At 48.7% G+C, this 11793-nt stretch carries 10 protein-coding genes; 1 reads left to right on the top strand and 9 read right to left on the bottom strand.

Annotation, left to right across the window (positions count from 1 at the left end; all coding sequences use genetic code 11):
- Window positions 1–5: 5 nt before the first annotated feature.
- From QN379_RS09710 to QN379_RS09670, 9 genes are all read right to left on the bottom strand, one after another.
- Window positions 6–929, bottom strand: a complete 924-nt coding sequence (locus QN379_RS09710) for a LysR substrate-binding domain-containing protein (RefSeq protein ID WP_323506548.1) — start codon at window positions 927–929, stop codon at window positions 6–8.
- 197 nt (window positions 930–1126) lie between these two features.
- On the bottom strand, window positions 1127–2182 hold the full coding sequence (locus tag QN379_RS09705; RefSeq protein ID WP_323506547.1) for an alpha/beta hydrolase: 1056 nt from the start codon (window positions 2180–2182) through the stop codon (window positions 1127–1129).
- Between the two features lie 138 nt (window positions 2183–2320).
- Window positions 2321–2992 (bottom strand): carboxymuconolactone decarboxylase family protein, encoded by a 672-nt coding sequence (locus QN379_RS09700; protein ID WP_322233357.1) that lies wholly within the window; start codon window positions 2990–2992, stop codon window positions 2321–2323.
- Window positions 2993–3237: 245 nt separating this feature from the next.
- Window positions 3238–5406 carry an EAL domain-containing protein gene (locus tag QN379_RS09695; protein ID WP_323506546.1) on the bottom strand — a complete coding sequence of 723 codons (2169 nt, stop codon included), beginning with the start codon at window positions 5404–5406 and terminating at the stop codon, window positions 3238–3240.
- The gene (locus tag QN379_RS09690) at window positions 5403–6998 is read right to left on the bottom strand and encodes an ATP-binding protein (protein ID WP_323506545.1); all 1596 of its coding nucleotides are present in this window, start codon (window positions 6996–6998) and stop codon (window positions 5403–5405) included. The genes QN379_RS09695 and QN379_RS09690 overlap by 4 nt, the downstream gene beginning before the upstream one ends.
- Window positions 6999–7562, bottom strand: a complete 564-nt coding sequence (locus QN379_RS09685; RefSeq protein WP_322233363.1) for a heme NO-binding domain-containing protein — start codon at window positions 7560–7562, stop codon at window positions 6999–7001.
- 429 nt (window positions 7563–7991) lie between these two features.
- Window positions 7992–8420 (bottom strand): hypothetical protein, encoded by a 429-nt coding sequence (locus QN379_RS09680; protein WP_322233365.1) that lies wholly within the window; start codon window positions 8418–8420, stop codon window positions 7992–7994.
- A 224-nt stretch (window positions 8421–8644) separates the two neighbouring features.
- Window positions 8645–8950, bottom strand: coding sequence for a hypothetical protein (locus QN379_RS09675; protein WP_322233367.1), 306 nt, complete (start codon window positions 8948–8950; stop codon window positions 8645–8647).
- Window positions 8947–9126 (bottom strand): hypothetical protein, encoded by a 180-nt coding sequence (locus QN379_RS09670; protein ID WP_323506544.1) that lies wholly within the window; start codon window positions 9124–9126, stop codon window positions 8947–8949. Before QN379_RS09670 ends, QN379_RS09675 begins: the two co-directional genes overlap by 4 nt.
- 918 nt (window positions 9127–10044) lie before the next feature.
- On the opposite strand from QN379_RS09670, the gene QN379_RS09665 reads away from it, so the two are divergent.
- Entirely contained in the window at window positions 10045–11568 is a 1524-nt protein-coding gene (locus QN379_RS09665) for a putative bifunctional diguanylate cyclase/phosphodiesterase (protein ID WP_323506543.1), read from the top strand.
- Window positions 11569–11793: the final 225 nt, after the last annotated feature.

Here is an 11793-nt window from a genome sequence, read left to right as displayed (position 1 = left end):
CTTCACTATTTGTGAATAGTCGCACCCGGCCAACGGCCTTCAGATACCAGAGACCGCGTCACATCGGCCAGGACCACGCGCGCAGCCAAGCCCGATGGCGATAGCTCATTGTCAGATAAACTGACCAGCATATTGGAGCGAATCGCGTGCGTATCCGAAATATGCACCGCGGTCAGTCGCTCGCTATCACCACGCGCAAGCGCTGCGCCGGGTTGAATCGTCGCACCGAAACCAGCACGTACCGCATCCATTAACATCGCCAGACCATCAATCTCCGCCACGATATGCGGTGTGCATTTGGCGCGTGCGAATGCAGCGTTGAGCATTGAACGCAGACCGTGCGGTCCGCTAGGAAGAATCAAGGGCAGGTTTGCCAGCTGCGCCAACCGCACCCGTTTGCCGGTAGGAAGGTCGGCAAGATCACTTGCACCGATGACAAACAGGCGCTCCTCCAACAACGGCATGACGCTCCAGCGCTGGGCAGGATCGGCATGGAACAGAATCGCAAGATCAATTTGCCTCGCACCGAGCATCGTTGTCAAATGACCCGACAGACTCTCCACCATATGCAGTCGAACGTCGGGATAGCGTTCACGCATCGCGCACATGAAAGGCAAACCGAGGACGCCGGTAGTGCTTGGTGCCATACCGACGCTGACATGGCCCGACAGCCGAGCTTGCTGCGCCGCACGCGCCGCATCATCAACATGACGCAATGCAAGCTGAGCCTGATGCAAGAACGCAAGTCCGGCATCAGTAGGCGTGACACCGCTCGACGTGCGCTGCAATAAACGCGTCGATAGTTCGCTTTCAAGCCGACTTATTTGCTGACTGAGCGCAGAAGTGACGACGCCAAGTTCACGGGCAGCGCGCCCCATGCTGCCTTGCTCGACGACGCGAACAAAATAGCGTAGCTGCCGAAGTTCCATAGCGGTTCCCAAAATAGGATGATAGTTGCGCGGCAATTAATCAGGCGCGTACCCACATAAATAAAAATTCAGAGGATTCGCTGACCCGACTTTGCCCATCTGAACCAAGGCGTCACTATTCTACTATTCTACTATTTCACCATTCCACCATTCCACCATGACGCCATGCACCCAGGCTGTGCGTTTTACATTAACTTTCACAGATCAGGTTTGATATCCTCATCCAGAAATCCCTGCACCGCCTGAAACAATTGCATGCGATTCTTTTCCATGATGATCGTATGCGTCCCCTCACCAATTTCTACATAGCGCTTATAAGGAACGTTCGTCAGCTTTGCAAAATACGCGTGCAACATGTAACTAGGAAGGTCGGCGTCCCACTCCGCATGCGCCAAAAATGTCGGTACCCGAATCAGGCCAGGATCGTAAAGCGGCTTCCCTACCGACCAAAACTCGCGAGAATCTTGCACTGTGCCGTTTGGCGCACGCAAAACCGGTTTGCTTTGACTCGCACCCACCGTGTCGGTCGCCAGTGTCGCCTGCGCCCATTGCTCATACCAACCGGCTGGAATCAACGACTCCTTTTTGTTTTCCGGCACGCCCGTTAGCCAGCGCTTTTTGGCGGAATCCATCGACACCGAACGGTACGCGCCCAACTTGCCACCCGTATCGGTCAGCGAGGCGTCGTTGCGCAACCATTGTGGCGCGTATAAAACCAGCTTATTTACTTTATCGTTATTTTGCGAGGTATACCAGCCCATCGTGCTCGTACCCCAAGACCAGCCCAGCAAATCAAGCTTCGGCGATCCGGTACGCTTGAGAATAAAGTCGACCGCTGCACCAACATCCTTCACCGCCGTTTCGGTTCGCACAAGCGGCGCATTTTGATCCGCTGCCTGCGACATTTCTGGCGGTCGCGTCGAGCGTCCATAACCACGCAGATCAACCAGATAGACGTCGTAGCCATGCTGCGCAATATAATCCATCCAGGACATACCATTGAGTGGCAAGTCGAAGGCCGTCTCTGATGGATAAGTTGAACCGTGGACATATAAAAGAATTTTATTTTGACCAAATTTTTTAATACTTTGCAGATGCTTATTGCGCACATACAGTTGAATGCCAGGATCGGCAGAAGGCACCATAAACTCCTGCATCACAATCTTTTCACCATCTGCTGCGGCTGACATACCCGCAGATGCCATCATCAGTAATACCATTAAAACCTTTACTATCTTTACGAAAATCTTCACCTAGTCTCCCTTGATTATTATGGTTATTGCCAGATCAGTATCACACGTTTCGGCGCACCGGCTTTTACAAATGACAAAACGCGCATCATCGCCTGGCACCGGTTCGCTGCACTAAAAATTAATACGTGTGCCGTACGCTCAGCGACCTTTTTCTGGAAAAGGTAACGTTTTGTTCGCCGCCACCGACTCCTCACCCAGACTAAGCAACATTGCCACGGTCACGTAAGTACCGCTGACGGCCACGAGATCGACCAATTGTTGCTCACCCAAAATGGCCTTGGCGCGATTAAACAGCGCATCGCTGATTTCGTGATGCTCACTGATGGTCATGCAGACGTCGTACACAACTTCTTCATCGGGTTGCATTCCTCGAGGGCGAATATTAGCTTTGAGATCATCCGCCACCGACGCAGGCAAACCTGCTTTCAGCGCTAAAGGATAATGGGCGAACCATTCAACTTGAGACGTCCACAAGCGTCCCTGAATAAGAATCGCAAATTCATTAAGGCGCTTCGGCAGCGACGTTTCGAATCGTAGATAATCCAGCAGTCGCTTCATGCGATCGGCGAACACCGGACTGCGCAGCATGACGTTGTAAGGACCCGACAGGCCGACGCTCGATATGGCCACGATCTCCTCGGCAAGAACCTTCGATTGTGGCGAAATATTTTCCATCGTCAATTGCGGAAAGCGTTTTGGCTGGTGATCGTCCCTCTCCTGAGCGACAGCCACCGCAGTAAATCCACTTAATAAAAAAACTAACGTATTGCGTGCAAAACTGAAACGTTTACGCGAACAAATCCTAAACATTGTTATCTCCCTATTTTTATTAAATATGCTTTTTTATGTTGATGTCGTTCTTACTAACGTCCAATGACGGAGTTGCAAAAACGATAATGACTTTACCAGAAAGCAAGGAGACTTGCTGACCATGGATGTAGAAGATAGGATGAAACCAAACGTACGACGGCAGAAGGAAAGCAGCAACTTTGCTTTCGGTACAACATGCCATGTATCGGCAAGACTGCAAAGCCGAAGCAAGGGTCAATTTCGTACTAAACCGCCCCAACGCGACCCGGACTAACCTGATCTTGGAGTAGCAATTGTTCAAATTGCTCAGGCATTACCGGCCGTGAATATAGATATCCTTGCGCATAATCGCAACCGGCGGCGAGCAGAAAATCTTTTTGTTCAACCGTCTCCACGCCTTCGGCAATGACCTTCAACCCCAACTTATGTGCCATCACGATAATAGCCGTTGAGATCGCCCTATCGTTGGCATCGGAGGCGAGATTGGAAATGAATGATTTGTCGATTTTCAGGTAATCGATATCGAGTTTTTTCAGATACGACAAGGATGAGTAACCGGTGCCAAAATCATCTATTGCCATCTGCATACCGGCCGTTCGATACTGGCATAACTTATTTGCTATTTTTGAATTTTCTCCAAGCAGCAAACCCTCGGTTATTTCAAGTACAACATGGTTACCTGAAAGACCTATCTCATCCAGATGCGCCAACCATTCTTGCTCCTGCCGATTACCTTCTTTTTTCAATTGCACTGGAGAGATGTTAATGCTGACCTGAAGACCGTGCGGCCGCTGCTCGGCCCAACGCTTAGTCCAGAGAACTGCCTCTCTAAAAACCCAGTCGCCCAGTTCTATGATCAGCCCCGTTTCCTCCGCCACGGGGATAAATTCAATTGGCCCCAAGATACCGCGTTCCGGATGACGCCAACGCACCAATGCCTCGGCCTTGTGGATGCGACCACTTGCCATCTCTACAATGGGTTGAAAATGAAGCAGGAACTGATTGGTCTGAATCGCAGTACGCAGATCGTTGATCAGACTTCTGCGGCGCAACGCCGCCTCTTGCAAGAAGGGAGTGAAATAGTTGAAACAATTACCACCTTTTTGTTTGGCCAGGTACATCGCCTGATCCGCATTATTCAGCAGTTGAGCAGTGCTTGTGACGCTATCGGAATAAAGCGAAATTCCGATACTCGCCGAAATGTAGGCAACGTCTACACCCAAAATATAAGGCTGCGCTAATTGATCGATAATCTGCTGCGAAATCCGCTCAACGGGACTAGTTTTACCCATCTGCGTCAACACCACGACAAATTCATCCCCACCAAGGCGTGCAACGATATCCGAAGCGCGCGTCAAAGCGGTAAGACGACGCCCGGTTTCCTTCAAAAGAAGATCACCGGCAGCGTGCCCGAGCGTATCGTTTATTTCCTTGAAGTGATCGAGATCAATAAATAACAACGCCATAAAGCGACCAGCGCGATGATGATTCTTTATTTCCTGCTGCAAGCGCGCGCTAAACATGCGGCGGTTGGGTAACCCGGTCAATTCGTCGAAGTTAGCTTGCTTCCATATGACGTCTTCAGATTTCTTTTTGTCAGTAATGTCGGAAAACAACGTGACATAGCCTTGCAACGATCCATCCTCATTTTTGAGCGTATTAATCACCATCCACTTGGCGTAAGTCTCACCATTTTTCCGCCGGCCCCAGAACTCTCCGTCCCAGTAGCCCACCACTCTTAACGCCTCTAACATGTTCAGATACGGTGTACTCTCCCGCGACTCTTTGCTAAACAAACCCGATGCGCGACCTTCAACCTCATCAAAACTATATCCGGTGATTCTGGAAAATGCAGGATTAATTGCCACCGTCCGGAGCGCAATGTCCGATACCAGCATTCCTTCCCCGCTATTCTGATATACCAACGCGGCTATCCGCATTCTTTCGGTAAGTCGTTCCCGTTGCGTAATCGCTTCCTGCAATGCCGTATTTTGTATGGATAATTGTCGATGAATTGCCTGTACGCGAAGTTGCGTATGGATCCGTACAAATACCTCCTCAATTTGAAATGGCTTGGTAATGTAGTCGACACCACCAGCATTAAAACCTTCCACCTTGCTCATGGTACCCGTCATCGCCGTCATAAAAATTACCGGGATATCCGCAATGCTATCGATAGCTTTCATACGGCGACAGGTTTCAAACCCATCCATACCGACCATCATCACATCCAGTAAAATCAGATCAGGATGTACGAACTGCGCCCGTTTCAACGCCTCCTCCCCATCTTGGGCGGTCAGCACGTCGAATTCCAATTCCTCCAAATAATCTACCAGAACCCTCAAGTTTGCCGGGGTGTCGTCGACGATCAAAATAGTCTGATTCCGCAAAGCGGGGTCTACAATCGGCATCATGTACTCTCTTTACCCGACAGATGCTGTTCAATCAATTTTAAGATTGCTTTGGTTTGATAGTCTTTAGCCAGAAAACACAGCTTTTCAACAAACCCGCTATAGCGCGGATCCAACTCCATCAGTTTTTTAGCGTACTGATTAATTTTGCGAATATTGCCGACCAAGGCGAGCTGATACAGCTTTTCGATTTCATCGGGCGGTGGAATCGTCATGCATTCCTGCGGAACCAGCGACAATTCACCTCCGAACGGTTCTGGTATCAACACCTTATCGCGTTCGGAATCGGTCACGTCCGCTATTAACTCGAACCAAAAAATACTTCCTTCCCCGACTTTACTTTCGACATAAATGGTGCTCTTCATCATGTGTATTAGCTGCGTACTGATGGATAGCCCCAAACCGGTTCCACCAAATTGATTTTGGGTTGCAGCGACCTGTTCAAAGGGCCGAAAAATTGCCTCCAGTTGATCTGAGTGAATACCGATACCGCTATCCTGGACCTCGAACCGCAGGCGCGCTTGACCACGCGCAAACGGCTCACTGCCCACTCTAAGGGTGACCTGCCCTTTCTCGGTAAACTTGATCGCATTACTTAATAGATTAAGTAAAATCTGGCGCAATCGCAGTTCATCAAGACGTACCTTTTGGGGAAGATCAGGCGCCATCTCCACCGTAAATATCAAGTATTTTTGCTGCGCGCGCACGCTGATCATTTTAGTAATGGCTTGCAAGAATCCACACAAATTAAACGTTCTTACATTTAACTCAAATTTACCGGCCTCGATTTTTCCTAAATCGAGTAAGTCATTAATAATCGTCAATAAATGTTCGCCGCTCTCGTAAATCGTGTGCAAGCCAGCCAACTGACGCTGATTGAGATTCTGATCGGTTTGAAGGATTTGGGTATAGCCCAATATTGCATTGAGCGGCGTACGTAACTCATGACTCATATTGGAGAGAAAACTACTCTTTGCCTTATTCGCCACTTCGGCCCTGTTTTTCTGGACCGCCAACTCTGTGGTACGCTCACTGACCCGTTGTTCAAGTTTCTCATTCATGACTTGCAATGCTTGCTCGGCCTCATAGCGTACTTGCACTTCAAGCTTGAGACGCTCAGCGAGATTGCGTAAATCCTGCATCATGCGTGCTTTTGCTTCTATCAAAAACAGGAAATCTACCGTCGAATCATGCAACGCGAAATCATTGAAGGACAAACCGAGGCCCTTCACGCCTTGCACATCGCTGACAAATGGTGAGCAAAGGAAAAGCATCAAATCTCCCTCAGGGCGATTCCACACCAACATTTGTCCCTTGATGATATGCCGGGTTTGGAGGCACTCCACAAAAAATACTGAAAACAATTGACTCGCAATCGAGTCAAAATTCATGAGCAATCCAGTAGGCGTGACAACCTGAAACAGGTCTTGAACGCTGGCACCGCATGCAAGCGATGGCACAAGCCGTGACATTTTTTCGCCATGCTGAACAATCTGCCCCTTGCAATCAAAGGCAAGATGAAACGGAAATACCTCCTGCATCAGTGCAGGCGGTATGCCATACAACAGCGCTGGGGAGGAGATTTCCTTCGTCATCTACAATACTTCTGGCTGCGCACGAGGAGCATAGCAAACTGCAAATTCCTCAAAGTTTAATCCTTGTTCGGCCCCACGCACGTGCTCAATACTGACATCGGTGTTGAAGCGCTCACCTAAACCTTTTAGCAAACCCTTTACCATTGGTGCATAGCCGCTACGTGATGAACGATACTGAAGCTTAAAAGCGCCACGCGTTTCATCAGTAACAAGAAATGATGGTGGCTTCAGGTCTGGCATCCAAAGACCAATCCGCGCATGCATGTTGTTCAGATTTTTTATGAACGCCAAAAAATCTTGCCCTGACATATCCAAAACATAGTCATAGTTTCGGCTAGCAAATCCCACCCAATACTCACCAAAACCCGCCAAAATTTCGCTGGCGCTCGTATGCAAAATAGCGCTCGCTGCCTTCACCAATTTATCCGTCAGATCTTCAGGATATTGATCCAAGGAAACAAACACATCCACAACGCCTGCCTCTGATCGAATTTTCCCCCACATGGCTTCGCCATATCCCTCGATCACCATTTCCTTCACTGCCTGATTGACAAGCCCGTACATTCCTTATCCCTCACGATTTAATTGATTTCATGTACGCAATACCGAGAGCGATATCAGCAGAAAGACCAGGCTTACACCACCTCGGCATCATGCAGTGGGGCAGACTGCGCTGCCATCGCGCCGCAGAAATTCAGATAGGCATATCGGCTGGCCAAGTTCTGTTTTCCCATCTTACACAGCAGATTATAAAAATGCAATATAGAAATATTTCTATAAAATATTATGTTAAAAATGAATAATTTTACTCATCAATACACAGACGAATCTCAATAATTCCCAAAGGAAATTCGAAGGGAATGTTACGATAAATTACCACGCTCACGTCGCCGATAACCGAGTTCATTGACCCGGGGAACTCATCAATGTGCCGCTGAGAAAGTCAGCATAGTGATCAAAAAAACGTGACCGCTCCATCAACGCGACCGTTGTTTATTTGAATCGCAGTTGCCTTGTTTTGCCAACCACCGGCGGAGGAATGGCATACGCGAGATGATCTTCAGAAGGATGGTCTACTTTCGAGCGCCGACCCTCTTGCTGCATCCGTTGATGCGCTTCCATCCAGACCGGCACAAAGACAGAAATTTGATTCCAGTGAACGACTGACGCCTCATCGCACCAATGTAAAAGTTTGGGCATGACCTGGCGATGCGAGCCGCTGGTCATGAAGAGCCGCATTGCGGACTCGCTTTGCCATAAAGTGATAGTCCAGAAAGTACTCTTTTGATCCCGTAAAAGGCGCACATCAAGGCTGCCTGTTGAGCGCGATGCCTGAATGGACGATAGCAGAGCATGAATGAAGAAAAATGGCAAATAACGCACAGACCTGACTCGCAAACGTGTGACGGATACAAACACCATTATTTTTCCCGGACAATCCTTTTAACCAGAATCAAACCGACATGCAAAGTCGGGCGTTTAACGACAGATGGAATGTCACTTTGCTATAGCGACCTTCCATCTTGCCAGACAAGAAAAATGCACGCAATCAGGTAAATAAGGAAGTCGTTAGACGATCTAAAATACGTGCAGAATTAAATAGAAGCGCACGTTACTCTTCACCTTTGCTGGCGCGGGTATTTCTTCTATCGATTGAGCCTATCGATGCGAGCGGCGGCAAGTTCTGCCAGCATCTGAGACGACGTTAAAGCAAGACCAAACAAGCGATCCGTGTCAACGATGTTCAGCATTGGCATCGTATCGCTAACGTCCCCATCGCGATCCATCGTGCTGAAGTGAGTCAGATCAATACAGGTTTGTATACCTTGGCAGACATCCATCGTCAGAGCATAAAATTGAGCGGGTCCATCCGTTCTATATTTAAGAGGCAACCAAGAAAATGGCTGATGGACAGCGTCTGTTCCTGATGTTGACGCGGTGGGGTTTCTCATGCTGGCATCTCCCCGACAGGGCATGGGCCTCCTCCCGAAAAATCGGTCGTGAACAACGCCATATAGCTAGAAACAGCTTGATCGGATTTGGTTTTCGTCAGCGCTGAATCTGCTGACAAATGTGGTGAAAAACGGGAAGAAAAACGGGAGGATGTAGACGTACTCGTACTAGACATGCTTCGTTCCTTTCTTGCGGTTAAACCGCTTCCCGCGACTAAACGGGGTGCGCGGCAAATGACAGGGTTAGTCGACTGGTGCAAAAAAGAAAACCAGCAAGCACGAAGGCTTCCCTGCCGCCGCCCATTAAGGACGAACCAAGGCAGACACACATAAAAATACCGCATTACGCGGTCTGTGCGCTTTTTTTGCATTCAGGCGACTAAACCCGTTCCCTTTTTTTTCAGGGATCGGCAGAAGATAACGAGTTTTCCGATTAGCGCAAATTTAAAAAAGGGGACGCGTTCATGATTTACACATAGGATTATCGAGGCGTTGTTTTAATTAAAACGTTGCTTAACGAAGGCTATGTCGAGGCGGTAAGAATATGCGAAGGTCTGCTAATGTCCGGCGCTCAGATGCGATCGACGAACTTCGGCGATGTCCGATATTGCCGTAAATCTTAATATTTAATAAATTTTTATCAATCTTTCTCAATCTTTCTACGATAGCGTCCAACGATTAGATGGGTGACCGATAGTTTCCAGCTAATTTTTTCCGTGGAGCAACGTTCTGATTTCTTTCGTGCAATCAAATCACAGAGGGCGCTATAATTGCCTTTGCACCGTTCAAGGCCACTTTAGGCAGTAAGCCGATGCCGGCCTGAAATTTTGATACTTTCTACCGTTATGTTGTCCATTAGCGCAAAAACATAGAATAACCAACATTTATCTTGAGTGACTATCGGAACACGATCCATTGCACTGTTACTTGCTCTGCACTGTTACTCGAACAGGTTAAAAAATGAGCAAGGCACGATTCAGATTACTCCCGCAGCATATCGGCCGCCTCTTAGCGCCTCCGTCGGCGAAACTCGGACAAGGATTAGTATGTCCACGTCTCTGCTCCAGTGAACGACTAGAAAGAGGGCGCATCATATGAAAGAGTTGTCGGAATTAGCGGAACTCGTCATTGCCAACAAAGAACTCGCCTTTCAAAACCAAGAAAAAGGAAAACGCGCCGCCGAATTAGCGATTGCCAACAAAGAACTCGCCTTTCAAAATAAAGAGAAAGAAAAAAGGGTGGCGGAGCTTGTCGTTGCCAACAAAGAACTCGCCTTTCAAAATGAACAGAAAGGAATGCTCGCAACAGAGCTTAATAACTTAGCCTTTTACGATACGCTCACTGGTCTGCCCAACCGACGGCTTTTGCTAGATCGTCTCCATCACGCATTCGCCTCTAGTGAGCGCAGTGGTCGGGACGGTGTGTTGATGTTCATTGATCTGGACAAGTTCAAGGATCTCAACGACACGCTTGGCCATGACTTCGGTGACTTACTGCTACAACAGACAGCGCTACGTCTGGAGTCTTGTATGCGCGAAAACGACACCGTGGCGCGACTTGGTGGAGATGAGTTTGTCGTCATGCTGGGAGACCTGAGTGAACACCCGATTGAAGCCGCTATACAGGCTCAAGCCGTCGGCGATAAAATTCTCGCTACGCTCAATCAGCCTTACTTGCTTGCCACGCACGAATATCACAGCACGCCCAGTATCGGCGCGGCGCTTTTTAAAGATCAGGGCAAGTCTGCGGAAGAACTGCTGAAACGTGCTGACATCGCCATGTATCAGGCCAAGAAAGCAGGCCGCAACACCCTGAGATTCTTTAACCCGAAAATGCAGGAAGTCATTAACGCCCGCACTTCGCTTGAGGCCGACTTACGCAAAGCAATGGAAAACCAGCAATTTCAGTTGTATTACCAAATTCAGGTGGATAGTTCGCACAGTCCATTTGGCGTGGAGGCTTTGATTCGCTGGATACATCCAGATCGCGGTTTGGTACCTCCCGCTCAATTTATTCCGCTAGCGGAAGAATCTGGTTTAATCCTGCCCATTGGGCAATGGGTGCTGGAGACGGCCTGTCACCGGCTCAAGATATGGAGGCATGATGCGCGAACCCGCGATCTGGTTCTGGCGGTGAACATTAGTGCCGTTCAATTTCACCAGGCTGATTTTGTCGCACTCGTCGAATCGTTAGTAAAACGCCATGGCATCGACCCAACGCGTCTCAAGCTGGAAATCACCGAAAGCTTGTTGCTGAAGAACGTCGAAAACGCCATTGCCATCATGAGTGCATTAAAAGCAATCGGCGTCCGCTTCTCACTGGACGACTTTGGCACTGGCTATTCATCCTTGCAATACCTCAAGCGCCTCCCGATCTCTGAGCTAAAAATTGACCAGTCGTTCATACGCGACATCGCCACCGATAGCAGCGATAAAGCGATTGTGTGTGCCATCATAGCCATGGCACACAGTCTGAACCTGGACGTTATTGCTGAAGGCGTCGAAACGGAAGATCAACGACAATTCCTCTTGGATAAACGCTGCACGCATTACCAGGGATATTTATTTGGTCAACCGTTACCGATTGAAAAGTTTAAGGCGTTACTGGAGCAGGTTTGAAATACTTAATGAGTGGAATATCGGTATCTGCTAATAAAGCGGAGCATCCATTAACCTGGTGTGCGCTGCGGTCTCGCTTCGATACAACACGCAGGCGTATATCTATTAAAAATAGAGGCTTTCGGTTTTGAGAACTGCGGGAGATGGCGGGGACTGACAATAACGGTTGTATACCTCAATATCAGCTGGGACATGCTACAGCGACTATGACAGCACGCTACGTCC

Origin of the sequence: Glaciimonas sp. Gout2, from assembly GCF_035018905.1 — a bacterium.
Classification (GTDB): domain Bacteria; phylum Pseudomonadota; class Gammaproteobacteria; order Burkholderiales; family Burkholderiaceae_D; genus Glaciimonas.
Note: the sequence above shows the minus strand (reverse complement) of the source record. Positions and strands in the feature narration are given on the sequence as shown.

Excerpts from the sequence above, each read along its gene's own strand:
- QN379_RS09700 (WP_322233357.1), bottom strand. The coding sequence starts at position 2,992 with ATGTTTAGGATTTGTTCGCGTAAACGTTTCAGTTTTGCACGCAATACG.
- QN379_RS09680 (WP_322233365.1), bottom strand. The coding sequence starts at position 8,420 with ATGGTGTTTGTATCCGTCACACGTTTGCGAGTCAGGTCTGTGCGTTAT.
- QN379_RS09665 (WP_323506543.1), top strand. The coding sequence starts at position 10,045 with ATGAAAGAGTTGTCGGAATTAGCGGAACTCGTCATTGCCAACAAAGAA.
- QN379_RS09675 (WP_322233367.1), bottom strand. The coding sequence starts at position 8,950 with ATGAGAAACCCCACCGCGTCAACATCAGGAACAGACGCTGTCCATCAG.
- QN379_RS09685 (WP_322233363.1), bottom strand. The coding sequence starts at position 7,562 with ATGTACGGGCTTGTCAATCAGGCAGTGAAGGAAATGGTGATCGAGGGA.
- QN379_RS09695 (WP_323506546.1), bottom strand. The coding sequence starts at position 5,406 with ATGATGCCGATTGTAGACCCCGCTTTGCGGAATCAGACTATTTTGATC.
- QN379_RS09690 (WP_323506545.1), bottom strand. The coding sequence starts at position 6,998 with ATGACGAAGGAAATCTCCTCCCCAGCGCTGTTGTATGGCATACCGCCT.
- QN379_RS09710 (WP_323506548.1), bottom strand. The coding sequence starts at position 929 with ATGGAACTTCGGCAGCTACGCTATTTTGTTCGCGTCGTCGAGCAAGGC.
- QN379_RS09670 (WP_323506544.1), bottom strand. The coding sequence starts at position 9,126 with ATGTCTAGTACGAGTACGTCTACATCCTCCCGTTTTTCTTCCCGTTTT.